Source organism: Simplicispira piscis (genome assembly GCF_054783455.1).
The window spans coordinates 1-17798 of record NZ_BAAGQN010000033.1 but is presented as its reverse complement, the minus strand read 5'-3'; the positions used below and the strand labels follow the sequence as shown (position 1 = coordinate 17798).

Genomic DNA, 17798 nt, shown 5'->3' with positions numbered 1-17798 from the left:
ACCGCTGCGCGGTCAGCATCCGCCGTCTGGCTCCAGCGGTCGCTCCAGCCGCTCGCGCAGCCCGCTGGCACGATAGGTGCGCGCCTGCACAGCCTGGGCCAGCAGGCCTGGTTGCGCGGCCACCAGGGTGAAGGCCTGGCGTGCGCGGGTAATGCCGGTGTAGACCAGTTCGCGCCCCAGCACCGCACCCGCGCGCGGCGGCAGCACCAGCACGGTGTGTTCAAACTCCGAGCCCTGGCTTTTGTGCACCGTCATGGCGAAGGCCGTTTCCACATGCGCCAGGCGCGCCACCCCGACCGAGCGCAGTTGCGCACCGTCGGCAAAGTACACGCGCAGACCCGACTGCGTGCTGGCGCCAGGCAGCACAATGCCAATGTCGCCGTTGAAGACCCCCAGCGCCGCATCATTGCGCGTGACCATGACGGGCCGCCCGGCATACCACTCGCCACGCCCACCCAGCAGGCCTGCAGCGCGCAGCGCAGCCTCGACAGCGCGGTTGAGTCCAGCGGCGCCCCACTCGCCCTCGCGCACGGCGCACAGCAGGCGAAAGCGCTCAAACGCAGTGAGCACGCTGCGCACCCAGTCCTCGTGCGCAAGGCCTGCTGAGGCATCCGTGGGCGGCTGCGCCATGCAGGCCAGGTAGTCACGGTAACAGGCGGGTGCGCCGGGACGCCCCTGCAGCGCCAGCCGCACCACCGCCACGGCATCCACCCCCTCCAGCGCCTGCACGGCGAGGGTGGCGTCGCCCGCCAGCAGTTGGCGGGCCGCAGCGCCATCGCCCCGGTTCACCGCCAGTGCCAGTTGGCCGATGGGACCGCCAAAGCGGCGGCTCTCGCGCAGCATCACGGTGTGCTGGGCCAGCGCGGGCGGCGTGCCCTGAGCTTGCAGGCACGGCGCCGGAATGCGCTCACCTGCGGCCTGCAGCACATAGCGCGCGGTCTCCGGGCTGTAGCGTCCGGCCTGCGCATCACGGCACAGGTCGCCCAGCACCGCACCGGCCTCCACCGAGGCCAGTTGGTCCTTGTCGCCCAGAAACACCACACGCGCACGGGCGGGCAGTGCGTCGAGCAGCGCAGCCATCATTTCCAGGTGCACCATGGAGGCCTCATCCACGATGAGCACATCCACATCGAGCGGATGGGCCGCGTGGTGGCGAAAGCGCCGCGTATCCGGCCGCGCACCCAGCAGGCCATGCAGGGTGCGCGCCGCGCCCATGCGCCGGGCAAAAGCATGCAGGTCCAGGGTATCGCCCAGGCGCTGCTGCAATTCCTCCAGGGCTGCATCAATGGACTGTTTGAGGCGCGCCGCTGCCTTGCCCGTGGGCGCAGCCAGGGCCACGCGCAAGCGTTCGGGTTGTGCGTCGACCGCCGCCAGCAGCGCCAGCAGGCGTGCGGCGGTATAGGTCTTGCCCGTACCCGGCCCCCCGGTGATGACGGACAAGCGCGAACGCAGCGCTATCGCACAGGCGATTTTCTGCCAGTCCACACCGCGATCGGGTACCAGTGCATCAGAGGCAAAGAGACGATCGAGCCACTGGCGCGCCAGCGCTTCGTCCACCGGCAAGGGTGCGGCGGTGCGCGCCCGCAGGGCCTGGGCCACCCGGGTTTCGTCGACCCAGTAGCGGCGCAGGTAAAGCAGCGGTGCATCAGGGCTGCCGCCCAGCACCAGGGGCTGGCCTGCATCGGCCTGCAGCCCGGCCTGGCGCACAGCAGGGCTGGCCTGCAGTGCAGCGACCCAGGTTTGCAGCCCATCGGGCAGGGTGTGCCAGAAGTCTTGCAAGGCGGCTTGCGCATCGGGCGGCCAGCCCAGCAGCGCGCCGGGGTCGCGCAGCTGGGGCGCCAGTGCAAGGCAGGTGTGGCCGCGCCCTTCCATGTGGGCCAGCAGGGCCGTGGCGACCAGTACCTCGGGCGCGGCCTGCGGGTCCAGTTCGGCCACCAGGGCGGCCAGTGCGCTGTCGAGCCGGCGCAGCCAGCCTGCGTCGCTCCACTGGCGCAGGATTGTCAGGGTGGTCTTCATGCGCGGTCCTCCGCGAGGGCGAGCAAGTCGTCAAGCGCGATGAGCAACTCCAGCGGCGGCGGCACAGGGTGCACGCCCTGCACGGGGCCGTCGATGCCACGCAAAAAGAAATACAGGGCACCGCCCAGGTGCTGTGCGGGCACATAGGCCGCGCCCAAACGCGCGCGCAGCAGGCGGTGCAGTGCCAGCAGGTAGAGCGCGGCCTGCACGTCGTAGCGGTGCGCGGCCATGGCCGCGTCCAGCGCTTGCGCGGTGTAGGCGCTGCCGTTGACGCCCAGGTGGTTGGACTTGTAGTCCAGCACCCAGTAACGGCCGTTGTGCTCGAACACCAGATCGGCAAATCCCATGAGCATGCCGCGCAGCTCCCGCTCGGGCAGCGCAGGCCGCTCCAGGCCGGGCAAAAGGTGTTTGCAGCACAGCGCATCGACGTCGGCGGCGCGCAAGGCGTGGGCGGGCAGCCAGAATTCCATCTCGGGCAGCAAGGCTCCGAGCGCCTGCAGGGGCGCGCCCACACCCGGCAGCGGTGTACCCACCACGGCGCCCAGCCACTGCAGCACATCGTCGGCACGCTCGCCATGGCCCGCGCGCTCGCAGCGGCGGCGCAGGCGTTCGGCCAGTGCGGGCGTGCCTTGGAGGTCAAAGCCTTCGTCCGCCAGCCATTCGAGCTGGTCGTGCAGAAAATTGCCCGCCAGCGGCCCCCTCGGAAAGCGGTGCCAGGCGGCATCGGGCGCAGGTACGGGCGAAGCGAACAGGTCCTCCGTCCAGCCCCGGGGATGCTCGGGCGGCGGCGTGGCGGCCCATGCGGGAGCGCTGAGCGGCCCCGTCGCCTGTGCCGCCAGGCCTGGCTCGTCGTCGGCTGGGCGCAAGGCCTGTGTGGGCGCCAGCGCAGGGGCCGCGGCGGAACTCGGTCGCACCAGTTGCGAGAAACTGCCAATGCCCCAGCGGCGCTCGAACACGGCGGCATAGGCGGCCTGCACGTGCAGCGGCGCAGGCGCCGCGCGCGCGGCCAGCCGTGTGCGGGGCACCTCGGCAGGGGCTGCGTGCAGCACGATGCCGCTCTGCCCCTGTGCCAACTGCTGCAGGGGGGCGAGCCAATCGCCCGCCTCCAGGGCCGCGCCACCACTGAGCAGATAGCCCAGCGCGCTCTGGTGGGTGCGGCACTGGGCACCATTGCCCACCTTCAGCGCCGCAAAACCCAGCCACAGCGCATGGCGTGCGCGGGTCAACGCCACATAGAGCAGGCGCAGGTCTTCACGCTGGCGTTCGTGGTCGGCCTGGGCGAGTGCGGCGGCGTCCAGTTGCAGGTGCAGGCTGCGCTGGCCGTCCGCATCCACCAGGCGGACAAAGCTATTGGAGCGGCGCGCCATGGCGCGAAAGCTGCAGGCAAACGGCAGGCACACCACGGGGTATTCCAGGCCCTTGCTTTTGTGCACGGTGACCACTTTCACCAGATCGGCATCGCTTTCCAGGCGCACGATCTGCTCGTCGCCCGTGGGCCGCCCTTCCTGCATTTGATCGTGCAACCAGCGGATGAGTGCGTGCTCGCCATCGAGCAAGGCGCTGGCGTCCTGCAGCAGTTCGGCCAGGTGTAAATAGTTGGTCAGGCGGCGCTCGCCCCCGCTCTCTTGCAGCCAGCGTGCGGGCAGCCCGAACTGGTGCAGGGTCTGGCGCAGCATGGTCAGCACGCCCTGGCTTTGCCACACGCTGTGCAGCGCGCGCAGCTGCAGGCTACGGGCATCAAAAGCCTCGTCATTGGCCGCCAGCCAGGCCAGCTCTTCGAGCGCCAAGCCCATGGTGCGCGTGGCCAGGCCGGCGCGGGCCTTGCGGGCATCGAGCGGCTCAGCCACGGCCTGCAGCCAGTACCACAGGTCGTGCGCCTCGTCGCTGCCGAACACCGAATCCTTGTCGGACAGATACACCGAAGCCACGCCGCGCCGGTGCAGTTCGCGCCGAATGGCCTCGGCCTCGCGTCCAGTGCGCACCAGCACGGCGATGTCTGCCGGGCGCAGGCGCTGCAAGGGCTGGCCCGGCTGCACGAAACCCGCCTGCGCATCACCCAGCCAACCAACGATGTGCTCGGCGCAGCGTGCGGCAGCGCGCTTTTGGTGCTCGCCCGCGCTGAGCAGCTCCAGGTCGTGGTGGATGGCGAGGGCCGGCACCAGGCCGCCTGCGGTCTGGAACTGCTCTGCACGGCCGCGCGCCTGCACCGCGACAAAGGGCAGCGGGTTGTGCGCCGCGCCGGGCGTGCGGAAACGGAAAGCGCCCTCGCCCAGGCGCTCTTCGGCGCGCACAAAGGCGTGGTTGACGGCCGCCACCAGCGCGGCCGTGGAGCGGTGGTTGGTGCCCAGCACGTAGTGCCGCCCAGCGGTCGCGCGCCGCGCCGCCAGATAGCTGTGAATGTCGGCGCCGCGAAAGCCATAAATGGACTGTTTCGGGTCGCCGATGAGCAGCAGCGCCGTCTCCGGGCAGTGCTCCTGCGTGCGGTAGAGCTGGTCGAACAACCGGTACTGCAGCGGCGATGTGTCCTGGAATTCGTCGATCAACGCCACCGGGTACTGCGCCGTGACGCGCGCGCGCAGGCGTTCGCCATTCGGCCCGGCCAGGGCCTGGTCGAGCCGCTGCAGCATGTCGGCAAAGCCAAAACTGCCCGTCTGGCGCTTGAGCTGCGCCACGCGCTGCTGCACGCAGGCGGCGGCATGCAGGCGCAGCGCCACGGTGGGGTCGGGCAGCGCCTGCTGGGCCGCCTGCAGATCGGCCAGGGCCTGGAAGTGTTCGGGCAACGCCATGGGCGGCGCGCCGTCCTTGCGCGCATCCAGCAGGCCCTCGGGAGTGAGACGGCTCCATGCAGCGGCGGTCAGCTCCAGCAACTGCGGCTCGGGGCTGTCGGCCCACGCCACGATCTGGTCCAGCCATTTGCCGTAGCTTGCCGGTTTGAGCCGGGTGCGGTTCCAGTCGCAGTCCTTGGGCGCGGTCTGGTCGTCCAGCCACTGGCGCATTTCCTGCGCGCGCCCGGCCCAGCCGTGTTTCAGCGCGGCTACGGCGTCGCAGCGCGCCTGCTGGGCTTGCTGCACGCATTCGGCCAGCGTGCCCGCGCCGGCACCGGGCGGCAGGTCTTGCGCGGCCAGGCCGCGCATGTCGTCCACCAGTGCCTGCACGCCGCCCCACACGGCCAGCACGGCGTCGAGCGTGGGGCCGTCCAAGGGGTAGCACTGCTGGCGCCAGTAGTCTTGCGCGGCTTCGGTTTGTACGGCGGTTTCATCGGCGCACAGTTCTTCGTCAAACAGGCTGCCGCTGTCAAACGCATGTTCGCGCAGCATGCGCTGGCACCAGGCGTCGATGGTGTGCACGGCCGCATCGTCCATGCCTTGGGCGGCCAGGGCCAAGCGCCAGGCGGCCTGGGTGCGCGCCGCGCCGTCGGGGTAGGCGGCCAGCAGATCGGCCAAAAAGCTATCGTGCGCGGGCACCACCGCCTCGCCGCGAAAGCACTGCGCCGCTTCGATCAGGCGGGCGCGGATGCGGTCCGACAGTTCGCGCGTGGCGGCGCGGGTGAAGGTCATCACCAGAATGTCGGCCGGGCGCAGCGGGCGGGCAAAGGCCTGCCCGCCCCCGTGGCCGAGCACCAGGCGCAGGTAGAGCGCAGCAATGGTCCAGGTTTTGCCCGTGCCCGCGCTGGCCTCGATGAGGCGGCTGCCCCACAGCGGGAAATCGATGGCGTGCAGCGCCGTGCTGTCGGCACCATTGTCCAGGGGCGGGCTCATGCGGCGTCTCCGGTGGCGTGAGCGGGGTTGCCCGCCTCGGGGTGGATGCGGACCTGCACCTGCTCTCGGGCCCATTCGTCCAGCGGCCCGCACACGGACGCGGCCAGGGCCTCGAAACGACCGTCGTCGGTCAGCGCCTCGTAGTCGGGGTAGAGCCGCGCCAGGCAGGGCTCGGTGCCTTCGCCCTCCCGGTTGAATCCGCCTTCGTAGGTGCTGGCTGCGTCGCCCCCGCTCACCCAGGCCAGTGCACTGCGCAATGCAAAAGGCAGCGGCACCTGCATGCCCTCACGCCACACCTGCAGCAGGTGCACCAGGGTGGCGCGGGCGCTGTCGGGCGCGAGGGGCGTGCAGTGCAGCGCGGCATCGCGCCCCACCAGCAGGCCGTGCACGCGGGCACCACTGGCGGCAGCCGCCAGGCTGCGCACCCAGGACACCAGCAGCGCATCGGCGCGCACCGTGCCCTTGCTGGCGTCCTGCAGCAGGCGCGAGGGTGTCAGGTCCAGCCACACGGGCAAGCCATCCTGGCCATGGCGCAGGTGCTCCAGCCAGTCTTCCAGCACAACAGGTATTTGTTCAGAATTTGAATAAAAAGCACCGCTAGCGCTTACTGGTAAAGCGCTAACAGCTACTACTTCAATAGCACTCTGTTCTTGTGTCGTGCAGTGCAGAGGCAATCGGTCGGTGGCATGGGGATGGTCGGCCTGCGCTTGCTGCCAGGCATGCAACAAAGGCAAGAGACTCTCTGCCAGCCGGGCCTGGGCGCGATCCCCCAGGCCGCCCAGGGGCAGGCTGCCGGCACGGCGCAGGCGCTGCAGGCGGCGCTCCAGCAAAGCATCCACCGGCGCATCGCCCGGCGTGCTCTGCAGATCGGCCAGCACACCGTCCAGCAGATCGCGCACGGTGCTGTACTCCTCCAGACCGGCCAGGCCAAAAGACTCATCGTCGTCGCCCTCGTCCTGCGCCGGGTCAAACACCACGCCCAGCCGCTCGCGCATAAAAGCCCGCACCGGGTTGCGCAAAAACGCGGCCAGCGAGGCCACGCCCAGCGGTACGTGTGGATCGGGCACAAACGCGGGCAACGGTGGCGCGGGGGGCTGTGCAGACGGCTCGGCGCTGTGCGCTGCGCGCCATTCGCGCGCATAGGTGAACAGCGCGGCATCGCCCTCGAAATAACGGCGGCTGAAGGGCTGCAGCGGGTGCTCGGTGGTGCGCTGGGCCAGCACCTCGCCGCTCCAGCCTGCGGCCAGGTAGTCGCGCAACTGCGACACCAGCACCGAAGGGGGCTGCAGGCTGTTGTCGCGCACGCTGCGCCCGGTCCAGCCCACGTAGAGCACGCGCCGCGCCGACAGCAAGGCTTCGAGCATGAGCTGGCGGTCGTCGCTCTGGCGCGAGCGGTCGCCAGGGCGCGCCTGGCCGCCCAGGGCCATCAGGTCGAAGTCGCTGCGCGGCGCGCGGCGCGGGTAGTCGCCGTCGTTCATGCCCAGCAGGCAGACCACCTCGAACGGAATGGCGCGCAGCGGCATGAGCGTGCAGAAGGTGACACCACCCGCCCGGAAACGCTGGTTCAGCGAAGGCTGCTGCAAGGCATCGAGCCAGGCCTGGCGTGCAACGACCAGGGACAGCTCCTCCGAAAAACCGGCCTGCGCACAGGTCTCCTGCCAGGTGGTGAGCGCGGCGTCGAGGGCCTGCAGCACCTGGCGATCGTCCTCACTGGTGGCCTGGGCAATGCCCGCCAGCAGCGCGCGGCAACGCACGGCCCAGTCCTCGGGCGTGGCCGGGGTGAGCGACATGCGCCACCAGTGCTCGAGCTGTTCGAACAGACCGGCGAGCGCGCCCGCCAGTTCAGCGTCGAGCCCGCCCACTTCGGTGTAGGGCTCGATGCCGGCAAACGCCGCATCGCCCCCGGCATAACCCAGCAGCATGCGGCGCAGGCCGAAGGCGCCGGTGTTCTGGTCACCGCAGGCCCCCAGGCCCAGGTGGTCGCGCTGCGCCGCATTCAGCCCCCAGCGGATCCCCGCGCCAGCCATCCACTGTGCCAGGCGCGCCATGGAGCCCGGGTCCACGCCAAAACGCGCCGCGATGGCGGGGACATCGAGCAGATCGCGCAGCTCGCTCAAGGTGCAGCGCTGCTGCGGCAGGCGCAGCAACCATTCCAGCGCGCCCACCAGCGGGTGGCTGGCGCGCGCACTCAGGTCGGCAATGTCAAACGGGATATAGCGCGCATCGCTGCGCGGGTACTGGCCAAACACGGCCCGGATGGCAGGTGCCATGGTGTCAATGCTGGGCACCATGACCACGATGTCGCGCGGTTGCAGCGGCGCACCGCCGGGGGGCTGGGCCAGCAGGTGCAACAACTGGTCGTGCAGCACCTCGACCTCGCGCAGCGCGCTGTGCGCCACATGAAAAACAATGGAGCGGTCGGACGCCAGGGCTGCTCGCTGGTCGTGCTCGGCCAGCGGCACCAGGTCGCGGATGCGGTTTTGCACTTGCAGCAGCAGCGGTGCGTCGGCGCGCTCATGCTCGTCGAACAGATCAACCCGCGGCAGGCCGAAGCGGGCCTGGGCCTGCTGGGCATCGTCGAAAGCATCGAGCTGGCGCACAAAATCGCGCGACTGGCGGCCCCAGGCGGCCAGCAGCGGATGCGCATGGGCATGCATTTCCTCCAGCGGCAGTGCGGCCAAGTCGCGCCCGGCCCGCAGCGGCTGGCGGCGCTGCGCCATGCGCAGCAGCTCGCGGCCGTCGATGGTGTCGGCCCAATGAAAGCGGCAAGGGTTGGGTATGGCCAGCAGCACCTGGCTGTGCCGGGCGAGCGCCGCCAGCAATTGCAGCACCGGCAGAGGGACATGCGCCATGCCGAACAGCACGATACGGCGGGCCACGGGGCTGGCCAGCGGCGTGCCACCATGCAGCGCGTCCAACACACGCTGGTGGATGTGCGGGCGGGTGCATTGGCGCTCACGTTCGTCCAGCGTGGCCAGCACGGCACGCCACAGCAGGGGCTGCCAGCGCTGGTCAGAGGGCAGCTCCAGCGGGGGGCGATCGGGCGCAGCCAGGCGGTCTTGCCCTGCGGCCCAATCGCCCAGCCAATCAGGCCGGTAGACCTGGTACTGGTCGAACAGATCGGCCAGGCGCGTGGCCAGCTGGAACAGCCGGTCGGGGTCATCGCCCGCCGCCAAAAACCCGGCGATGGGCTCGTAGCCGGGCTCGTGCAGCAAGCCCGGCAGCAAGCGCACCAGCCGCCAGGCCAGGGCATCCTTGTCGACCGGCGAGCGTGTAGGCACCTGGGCGCGGCCCAATACCTGGCGGTAGGTGCGCCACAAAAACCGCGACGGCAGCTCTACCCGCATGGCGGCGCACACGCCGCTGCGGGCTGCCGCTTCCATCTTGAACCACTCGGCCATGCCGTTGCTTTGCACCAGCACCACCTCGTCCTCCAGCGGCGCCAGCGGGTTCTGGCGCAGCCACGCCAGAGTGGCCTCGGCCAGCTGTTCGGTGCGGTTGCTGTGCAGCGCAATCAGGCCGGTTTGCAGGGGGGAACGGTCAAACGATGGAGGGGGCATGGCATGTGGCGAAAACTCTGCGGGGAACTGTAGTTCATCTGCGCGGCATTACAGTGCGGTCATGCCCGACTTCCTCACCATCACCCCCAATCCCGCGCTCGATCTGGCCACCACCACCGCCCGGGTGGAGCCCACGCACAAGCTGCGCTGCGCCACCCTGCAGCGCTACCCGGGCGGTGGCGGGATCAACGTAGCGCGGGTACTGCACCGCCTGGGCCATGCGGTGCAGGCCTGGCATCTGTCGGGTGGTCTGGCAGGCGCACAACTGGCCCAGCTACTGGCAGCCGAAGCCCTTCCCGAGCGCTGCCTGCCGGTTGCGGGCGAAACGCGGGAAAACCTCTCGGTGGTGGAGCAAGGCACCGGGGAAGAGTACCGCTTCGTGATGCCCGGCCCCCACCTGGCCACCACCGAATGGCAGGCCTGCCTGGACGCGGTGGCGCAGCAGGCCACACCAGCGCGCTGGATCGTGGCCAGTGGCAGCCTGCCGCCCGGCGTGCCCGATGATTTTTATGCGCGGCTGGCGCGCATCGCCCGCCTGCAGGGCAGCCGCATGGCGCTCGACAGCTCCGGCCCGGCCCTGGCCGCCGCGCTGGAGGAAGGCGTGTACCTGGTCAAGCCCAGCCTGCGTGAAATGCGCGAACTCACCGGCCAGCCCCTGGCCGATGCCGCGCACTGGAACGCCGCAGCGCAAGCCCTGGTGCATCAACACAAGGCGCAGGTCGTGGCACTGTCGGTGGGTGCGCAAGGCGCTGTACTGGCAACGCCCGACGGTGTGTGGCAAGCCCCCGCCCTGCCCGTGCAGGCCACCAAGGGCACAACGGGTGCAGGGGACTGTTTTCTGGCCGTGCTGGTGTCGGCGCTGGACCGCAACGAACCCGCGCCCACCGCACTGCGCTGGGGCTTGGCAGGTGGCGCGGCGGCCCTGCTGGCACCGGGCACGGCACTGGCCGATGCCGCCGAGGTGCGGCGCCAGTTTGACCGGGCCACAGACCTGCCGCAGCCGGGATAAACCGGCGCGGGCGCCCTCAATGCTGCGCCATCACCCAGCGGTTGCGTCCTGCGGCCTTGGCTTCGTACAAAGCGGCGTCGGCCTCTTGCACCAGTGCGGCGCCACCATCACGCGACATGGGTACCTGCGCCGCCACGCCCACACTCACGGTCACCTGCGGCGCCGTGGGCGAGTCGCCATGCGGCAGCTCCAGGGCAGCCACCTTTTCGACCACCCGCGCCGCAGCGACTGCGGCCCCCGCAGCATCGGTGTCGGGCAGGATGACGACCAGTTCCTCGCCGCCATAGCGCGCAACGATATCGGTGCTGCGCACCATGCTTTGCTCCACGGCCCGGGCCACGGCCTGCAGGCAGGCGTCGCCCTGCGGGTGACCATGGCGGTCATTGAACTGCTTGAAGTGGTCCACATCGATCATCAGCACGCCCACCGGCTGCTCGCGCCGGAAGGCTGCTGCGCAAGCCTGCGCCAGGCGTTCGTCAAAGTAGGCACGGTTGGCAATCCCTAGCAGGCCGTCGGTGCGCGAAAAGGCTTCGAGCTGCTGGTTGGCGATGCGCAGCTCAGCGTTGGTGCGCGCGAGGGCGTTTGTGCGATCCGTCACCCGTTTTTCCAGATCCTGGTTCGCAGCGATCAGCACGGCGTTCTGCTTGGCCAGCGCGTGGTAGAGCCGCGCAATCACCTTGAGCAGCGCCTGGGTGCTGTTGCTGGCCCCGGCGCTGGCCTCGCTGTCCCAGGCCTGCTCGGGCGTGGCCCCGGCGGTGATAGCCACGATCTGGCGCGCCAGCGACTGGTCGGTTCCCAGGATGTGCAGACCCAGCCATGAGGTCAAAAATCCCACGATAGATTCGGCCGCGTTGGGCAGCGTCTCGCGCACCGTCCAGATGGCCTTGATCTGCTCGACAAACTGGTCGTGCTGCGCCTTGTGCAAGGCGATGTGGCGCGGGTCGATACCCACGCCCCGCATCAGGGCCTCTTCATCATGGAAGTGGTATTCGGTGTATGTCACCAGCCGCACAAACGTGGCCGCCAGGACTTCGTCGCGGTTGCGCTCGGTGCTATAGAAGGTTTTGCTCAGCTCATTGAACAGATCGACCAGCGCATGGTGCTGGTCATCCATGTCCTCCACGCCGGTGATGAAATGCTGATCCCATACAAAAGCATCCATTGCTGCTGTCCTCGCAAGTCGGTGTGAACAGGCTTTAGCTTACGCGCATCCGCGCGTGCGGGGGGTGGCAATGCCACAATGCCGCCTTTCATACCTCCTGGGAACGTGCCTGTTCGGCCATCAGAACGTGTCTACGATTTCTCTTGGCGATCATTGCCCCGCAAAGGTGGTGAATGCAAGGCGAAAGTTACAGCCGGGCTGGCGGCCCGGCGAGGATTTGCAACGCTGCGGAAGCATGCCCAGTGGACAATGCAACGCTGGCGCAACTCATGGGCTACTTACAGTCGCCAGCACTGCGCAAGCAACTGCTGCCGCTTTGCATAAAAATAGCCGAGTCCGACGCGCACATGACCGAGGGAAAATCCATCGTGCTCAATGCGGCGGTAGAACATCGGGGCTGCAGCGCTTTATGTTGGAGCCCATGCGCCGTGCCCGCCGAATCACGGGCGTCAAGAAGAAGATTTGCACCAGCGCATAGGCATTGGCTGCCAGCAAACAGGCCAAAACCGGTAGCCCCACCAGCAATGGCCAACCCAACGCGCTCATCCACGCACCCAGCCCCACAGCCCAGTCGCCCATGCCCCCCTCTGGTGCAACAAACGGCGGCATGATCTGCTGCCCCGGCAAGAGGAATGCCCCGATCTGAAAGGCGAGCCAATACAAGGGGACGATGGTCAACGGGTTGGTGTAAGCCGTCGCGATGACAGCGGCGATGACGTTACCCCGCAGCCAGGCACAGATTCCCAAAGAGCCCAGAATCTGCAAAGGCCCCGGGATGAGACCGCAAAGCATTCCAATGGCCACGCCCCGGGCCAGTGGCTCGCGGGTGAAGCTGAAGACATCGTGCTGGTCTAGCCAAGGGCGTAGCCTGCCCAGCCAGCGATTATTCAAACTATCCAGAACGCGGGGCTCCAGATGCCTCAGCCATGACCTGAATCGACGCGCCTGGCTCATGCCGTCAAAAATTTGCATTGACCAATGAACCCTCTGCGGTGCAAGGGCGTAGGCCAGAAGGGGCGCGCACAACCAGCACTACCCCTTGTGCGGCATGAATCACCTGCTGCGCTACAGAGCCCAGCAGCAGGTTTTCAGTGGTGCTCAGACCACGCGCACCGATGACGATACCTCGGCTACTCAAAGAAGCGGCTTGTTGGACGATGCTATCGACCGCTTCTCCCATACGCACATGGAGTCGCCACCCTACTCCGTTGGCATCAAGGATGGCGCACGCATCAGTCGCCACAGCCCAGCCGTACTGGGCCAAATGGGATTCGGAGGCCTCCTTGCTCAGCCAAGGTTGCGCATTGACAAGGTCCAGCACAGGCACACCGGACTCTTTGGCGAGGCGCATGGCCTGGGTCAGCGCATGCAGTGCGTGCCCTGAGCCGTCGAGTGCGACAAGCCAACAGGAACCCGCAGGCAAGGAGGCAGGGAATCGCTCAGACTCCAATGTCACAGCGATCAACCGACCGTCGCTATCGCGCTGTTCATTGCGTGACGGTGGAATTGCGCGTACCCCGCCCATTGTCTGAGGCCTAGAGGGCGTACTGTGTCCCGATCGACTGCTCACCACCGAGGCGACCACAGACGCGATGATCAAGCCCGCAGTCACCATCAGCGCGACACCAATCGGGATTTTGTAAAAATCAACCAGAAGCATCTTGCCGCCGATGAACACCAGAACCAGCGCCAAGCCATAGGCCAGCAAATGGAAGCGGCTGGCCATGTCGGCCAACAAAAAGTACAGCGCGCGCAGGCCCAGGATGGCAAAGATGTTGGCCGTGAGCACGATGAACGGATCGCTGGTGATGGCAAAGATGGCAGGGATGCTGTCTACTGCAAAAATGACATCAGTGGCACCAAGCATCACGAGCACCACAAACAAGGGGGTATAGAGCTTGACTCCGTTGACCACCGTTGTTAGTTTTTCGCCGTCAAAGCGGTCGCTGATTTTGATGTGCTTCTTCAAAAATTTCAGCACGGGGTTATCGGCAATGTCTGGCTCTTGGCCCGCTGCAATCCACATCTTCACGCCGGTGATCACCAGGAAAGCACCGAACACATACAGCAGCCAATGGAAGGTCGCCAGCAGCCAGGCGCCTGCCAGAATCAGGATTGCGCGCAACACGATGGCACCGATGATGCCGATGATGAGCGCACGCTTTTGGTACTGCTCAGGCACGGCAAAGTAGCTGAAGATCATCAGGAAGACAAAGATGTTGTCGATCGACAGACTCTTCTCCACCAGGTAGCCGGTGATGAATTGCATGGACACCGTATTGGCGACTTCGCGCCCCTGCGAGCCATTGAGGTACCACCACAGCAAGCCCACAAACACAAACGATAACGAAAACCACAGGACGCTCCACAGAGCGGCTTCCTTCATGGTGACTTTGTGGGATCCTTGCTTCTCCATGACCAGAAGGTCAACGGCAATGGCCACCACCACAAAGACGGCAAAGCCCACCCACATCCACCACGTTCCTATCGTTTCCATCATCATCCTTTAGTCAAAGATCTCGCTGAGCCAGGACTTCTTGCGCTTATGGGGGTATCCCTGCGAACGGCCATAGTCGGAGTCCGAAAAGTCAGGGCGTCCGCGGTGTGTGGGCGCGGCAGCAGCAGCGGTTGGTGCCGTGGTTGTGGCTGCACGATCGATCAGCTTATCGAGTTCGCCACGGTCCAGCCACACGCCGCGGCATTGCGGGCAGTAGTCAATTTCGACACCCTGGCGGTCGGCCATCACAAGAGCCACATCAGTACAGGTGGGGCATTTCATATTTTTTCCTTTGTAAAATTAGTCGTCGCTGCTGCCAAAGCCAAACAAGCTCAGCAAACTGGTGAATAGATTGAAAAGGGATACGAACAGGCCGACGGTGGCTAGCACATAGTTCGTTTCGCCGCCGTTCACAATGCGGCTGGTCTCGAACAGGATCAATCCTGCCGACAGCAAAGCCACCATGGCCGACACCGCCAAGCCCAGTGCGGGCACCTCAAACACCATGGCACCCACACCCGCCAGCAAGGCGATGACCATGCCAGCGAACAGAAAGCCGCCCATGAAGCTGAAGTCCTTGCGGGTGGTCAGCACATAGGCCGAGAGTGCCAAGAACGTCACACCTGTGGCGACCAGCGCCATGCCAATCACCTCTCCGCCATTGGGCAATCCGCTATAGCGGGTCAATAGCGGCCCCAGGGTGTAGCCCATGAATCCGGTGAGCCCGAATACGGCCGCCAAGGCCCAGGCGCTGTTTTGTAGTTTGTGCACCGCATACAACAGGCCAAAGTAACCCACCAGCGTAATGATGATGCCGGGGCTTGGCGCCTGCAGCGCCATAGCGGCTGTGGCCACACCAGCGCTGAACAAGAGCGTCATGGCCAGCAGCGCATAGGTGTTGCGCACCACACGGTTTTGCAGCGCAGGGGAAGTCTGGCCTTCGCCATGGCTGTGTTCGGACTGCTGCACATCGGATCCGGGCCACGCGATGGCGCGGTCCTGGTTGTGTCGGGTTAAGTCATTCATGGTGTTTTCTCCGAAGGTTTAGGTTGGGTTCACCCGTCGCTCTGGGGCTGCACCAGTTTTTTCATGGACTGGCGTTTGGGCCGCTTGGTTTTGGTCAGTGTTTTGACCATCTTGGAGACAATGCGGCGCAGAACGTCTTCCAAGGCTGTGCGCCAGTTGCTGGCGGTTGCACCAACGATCACGGTACCGTGGGATTCCAAGTGCAATTGAATCTGGGCGTGCTTGTCTACCCCGCCGCGCGGGCCATTCACATCGGTAAAGCTCACCCTGGCCGTACTCACCTGCTGCGCCATGCGGCGCAGGGCAAAGCGCAAACGTTCCGTGGCAATGCCTTTCAGGGGCTTGGCCTCGGTGGGCTTGGCGTCAAAAACAATTTGCATGGTTGGCTCCAAAGGTGAGGGTGTTCAATGTCTGCAGATGTCGAATGTAGATCCCATAATAGAAAGAAAAAAGCATGTAATATCTTTCTATTGGAAAACAAATACCTTACTATTTGCAGCGCCAGCCCATGAGCCAAACCTTCAACTACCGCCATCTCTATTATTTTTGGATCGTCGCCAAAGAGGGCGGCATGGCCCGCGCTGCAGAGCGGCTGGACATGTCACTGCCCACCATTAGCACCCAGGTGCGCGAGTTGGAGAAGTCACTGGGTGTGAGCTTGCTCAAAGCCCAGGGCCGCAACCTGGTGCTGACCGAGGCCGGTGTAGCCGCCATGCGCGAGGCCGATCAGATATTTTCTTTGGGTGAGGGCCTGCCGCATCGTGTGCGAGAGGCCGTGAGTGGAAGCAACGTGCGCTTTAACGTTGGCATCTCGGACGGCATTGCCAAGCTGGCCGTGCACCGCATGCTGGCACCGGTTTTAGCTGAGCCCAAGCTGCGTCTGTTGTGCCACGATGGGGAGTTTGGGCAACTGCTGGCGGAGCTGGCTTTGCACAAGCTTGATGCCGTATTGTCCGACCGCGCGGCACCCACCAAATCGGAGCTGCGCTTTACTAGCCAATTGCTCACCAGCAGCCCGGTCGCTTGGTACGCACCCCAGAAATGGCTGGAGGCGGCGCGTAGCGATTTTCCGCACAGCTTTGCTACCGTTCCCCTTTTGTTACCGACACCGCACTCTGCCGTGCGCCTGCGCATCGACCATTGGTTGGAGCGTGAGCGCATCAGGCCACTGATCACAGGGGAGTTTGAGGACAGTGCGCTGCTGATGACCTTTGGAGCAGCCGGAATGGGCGTCTTTCCGGCGCCGGTGTCCATCCACGAAGACCTGCTGAAGACCCACAAATTGGAGCTGATCGGTAGCTGCAACGAAGTGCAGGAGGAGTTTCATCTGATCTACACAGCGCGCAAGGTGCTGCACCCGCTTTTATCGCGCATCCTGCCGAGTGGATACTCTTGATTCAATCGAATTTCCCGCACGGGACCAGCATTTCAGCAGCCTGTAAGTGCAACCCCTTCTGAATTTACGTACCGTCGTCTTCTGAAAACGGCCGTTCTGTTGTCTTGCGAGCACCATGAAAAAATCGCAAATACGCCCTCAAACCCCATGACCGATCTACCCGCCAGCGCACCCCGCACTTTCACCCTCAGCGACTTCGACTTCGTTCTGCCCCCAGAACGCATCGCCCAGCACCCTGCCCCCGAACGCAGCGCCTCGCGCCTGCTCGATGGCCGCAACCGGCCTCCGGTGGACCGCATCTTCCACACACTGCCCGGCCTGCTGCGCGCAGGCGACCTGCTGGTGTTCAACGACACCCGCGTCGTCAAGGCGCGCCTCTTTGGCGAGAAAGCCAGCGGCGGCAAGCTCGAACTGCTGATCGAGCGCGTGCTCACCGGCAACGAGGTGGTGGCCCACATGAAGGTCAGCAAAAAACCCCTGCCCGGCAGCACGGTGCACATGGCCGGCGGCCGCAGCGCCGGTGGTTTTGATGCCACGCTGCTGAGCCGCTGGCCCGACGCGCAGGGGCCCCTGTTTCGCTTCGCCCTGCATGGCCCCGCACAAGAAAGCCCCTGGGACCTGATGGAGCGCCACGGCCACCTGCCCCTGCCCCCGTATATCGAGCGCCAGCAAAACACCGGTAACGACCCCGACGCCGCCGAGGACAGCCAGCGCTACCAAACCATTTTTGCCCGCGCACCGGGCGCCGTGGCAGCGCCCACAGCGGCGCTGCACTTTGATGACGCCGTGCTGGCCGACCTGGCTGCGCAGGGCATCGAGCGCGCCAGCGTGACGCTGCATGTGGGCGCCGGCACCTTCCAGCCGGTGAAGACCGAGAACCTGGCCGAGCACCAGATGCACAGCGAGTGGTACGAGATCCCGTTGCCCACACTGGCCGCGCTGGAGCGCTGCCGCCAGCGTGGCGGCCGCGTGGTGGCCGTGGGGACAACGACGGTGCGCACACTCGAATCGTGGGCGCGCTCGGGGTTGGCGACGGGTGACACCAATATCTTCATCACGCCGGGGTTTGCGTTCCAGGTGGTGGACCTGCTGGTCACCAACTTCCATCTACCCAAAAGCACGCTGATGATGCTGGTGAGCGCCTTTGCGGGCTATGACCAGGTGATGGAGCTGTACCGCCATGCGATTGCGCAGGAGTACCGGTTCTTCAGCTACGGGGATGCGATGCTGCTGGAGCGCGGAGCGCCCACGGCCCGCCTGTAGCGGCATTGCGCGCTCAGGGCTGCATTGCTACTATCAAAAAAACTTGATTAGCAATGAGTCTCAGGCAGGGTCTTGACGATGCTGGGCAGGCGAGCAATACTGGTTTTTCAT

General features: G+C 66.1%; 12 protein-coding genes and 1 pseudogene. 3 read left to right on the top strand and 10 right to left on the bottom strand.

The genetic code is table 11. The features are described 5' to 3' along the window. Positions 1–12 precede the first annotated feature (12 nt). From recD to recC, 3 genes are read right to left on the bottom strand one after another with little or no spacing between them, the layout of a single operon-like run. On the bottom strand, positions 13–2016 hold the full coding sequence (gene recD, locus ACYVOC_RS18315; RefSeq protein ID WP_461162710.1) for an exodeoxyribonuclease V subunit alpha: 2004 nt from the start codon (positions 2014–2016) through the stop codon (positions 13–15). After that, a complete protein-coding gene (gene recB / locus ACYVOC_RS18310; protein ID WP_461162709.1) occupies positions 2013–5774 on the bottom strand; it encodes an exodeoxyribonuclease V subunit beta in 3762 nt (1253 codons plus the stop codon). Before recB ends, recD begins: the two co-directional genes overlap by 4 nt. Then, complete coding sequence (recC, locus tag ACYVOC_RS18305; RefSeq protein ID WP_461162708.1) at positions 5771–9334, bottom strand: exodeoxyribonuclease V subunit gamma; 3564 nt, start codon at positions 9332–9334, stop codon at positions 5771–5773. Before recC ends, recB begins: the two co-directional genes overlap by 4 nt. A gap of 61 nt (positions 9335–9395) precedes the next feature. On the opposite strand from recC, the gene ACYVOC_RS18300 reads away from it, so the two are divergent. After that, positions 9396–10343 carry a 1-phosphofructokinase family hexose kinase gene (locus ACYVOC_RS18300; protein WP_461162707.1) on the top strand — a complete coding sequence of 316 codons (948 nt, stop codon included), beginning with the start codon at positions 9396–9398 and terminating at the stop codon, positions 10341–10343. A 16-nt stretch (positions 10344–10359) separates the two neighbouring features. Here ACYVOC_RS18300 and ACYVOC_RS18295 read toward each other — a convergent pair whose 3' ends face one another. From ACYVOC_RS18295 to ACYVOC_RS18265, 7 genes and pseudogenes are all read right to left on the bottom strand, one after another. Then, the gene (locus ACYVOC_RS18295; protein ID WP_116004977.1) at positions 10360–11505 is read right to left on the bottom strand and encodes a GGDEF domain-containing protein; all 1146 of its coding nucleotides are present in this window, start codon (positions 11503–11505) and stop codon (positions 10360–10362) included. Positions 11506–11877: 372 nt separating this feature from the next. Continuing rightward, positions 11878–12396: a DUF2062 domain-containing protein gene (locus tag ACYVOC_RS18290; RefSeq protein ID WP_461162706.1), complete on the bottom strand. Its 519-nt coding sequence runs from the start codon at positions 12394–12396 to the stop codon at positions 11878–11880. A 67-nt stretch (positions 12397–12463) separates the two neighbouring features. After that, positions 12464–13030 (bottom strand): universal stress protein, encoded by a 567-nt coding sequence (locus ACYVOC_RS18285; RefSeq protein WP_461162781.1) that lies wholly within the window; start codon positions 13028–13030, stop codon positions 12464–12466. A gap of 6 nt (positions 13031–13036) precedes the next feature. Beyond that, a pseudogene (locus ACYVOC_RS18280) lies at positions 13037–14002 on the bottom strand (TerC family protein); the annotation flags it as partial. Between the two features lie 9 nt (positions 14003–14011). Continuing rightward, positions 14012–14284, bottom strand: coding sequence for a TFIIB-type zinc ribbon-containing protein (locus tag ACYVOC_RS18275; protein WP_116004980.1), 273 nt, complete (start codon positions 14282–14284; stop codon positions 14012–14014). Between the two features lie 18 nt (positions 14285–14302). Next, complete coding sequence (locus ACYVOC_RS18270) at positions 14303–15028, bottom strand: Bax inhibitor-1/YccA family protein (protein WP_461162705.1); 726 nt, start codon at positions 15026–15028, stop codon at positions 14303–14305. Between the two features lie 29 nt (positions 15029–15057). Continuing rightward, positions 15058–15408, bottom strand: a complete 351-nt coding sequence (locus ACYVOC_RS18265; protein WP_461162704.1) for an HPF/RaiA family ribosome-associated protein — start codon at positions 15406–15408, stop codon at positions 15058–15060. 128 nt (positions 15409–15536) lie between these two features. On the opposite strand from ACYVOC_RS18265, the gene ACYVOC_RS18260 reads away from it, so the two are divergent. Then, positions 15537–16424: a LysR family transcriptional regulator gene (locus ACYVOC_RS18260; RefSeq protein ID WP_116004983.1), complete on the top strand. Its 888-nt coding sequence runs from the start codon at positions 15537–15539 to the stop codon at positions 16422–16424. 147 nt (positions 16425–16571) lie between these two features. After that, entirely contained in the window at positions 16572–17687 is a 1116-nt protein-coding gene (gene queA, locus ACYVOC_RS18255; RefSeq protein ID WP_116004984.1) for a tRNA preQ1(34) S-adenosylmethionine ribosyltransferase-isomerase QueA, read from the top strand. Positions 17688–17798: the final 111 nt, after the last annotated feature.

Coding starts and splice junctions, on each gene's coding strand:
- recD (WP_461162710.1), bottom strand. CDS start 2,016: ATGAAGACCACCCTGACAATCCTGCGCCAGTGGAGCGACGCAGGCTGG.
- recB (WP_461162709.1), bottom strand. CDS start 5,774: ATGAGCCCGCCCCTGGACAATGGTGCCGACAGCACGGCGCTGCACGCC.
- recC (WP_461162708.1), bottom strand. CDS start 9,334: ATGCCCCCTCCATCGTTTGACCGTTCCCCCCTGCAAACCGGCCTGATT.
- ACYVOC_RS18300 (WP_461162707.1), top strand. CDS start 9,396: ATGCCCGACTTCCTCACCATCACCCCCAATCCCGCGCTCGATCTGGCC.
- ACYVOC_RS18295 (WP_116004977.1), bottom strand. CDS start 11,505: ATGGATGCTTTTGTATGGGATCAGCATTTCATCACCGGCGTGGAGGAC.
- ACYVOC_RS18285 (WP_461162781.1), bottom strand. CDS start 13,030: ATGGGCGGGGTACGCGCAATTCCACCGTCACGCAATGAACAGCGCGAT.
- ACYVOC_RS18275 (WP_116004980.1), bottom strand. CDS start 14,284: ATGAAATGCCCCACCTGTACTGATGTGGCTCTTGTGATGGCCGACCGC.
- ACYVOC_RS18270 (WP_461162705.1), bottom strand. CDS start 15,028: ATGAATGACTTAACCCGACACAACCAGGACCGCGCCATCGCGTGGCCC.
- ACYVOC_RS18265 (WP_461162704.1), bottom strand. CDS start 15,408: ATGCAAATTGTTTTTGACGCCAAGCCCACCGAGGCCAAGCCCCTGAAA.
- ACYVOC_RS18260 (WP_116004983.1), top strand. CDS start 15,537: ATGAGCCAAACCTTCAACTACCGCCATCTCTATTATTTTTGGATCGTC.
- queA (WP_116004984.1), top strand. CDS start 16,572: ATGACCGATCTACCCGCCAGCGCACCCCGCACTTTCACCCTCAGCGAC.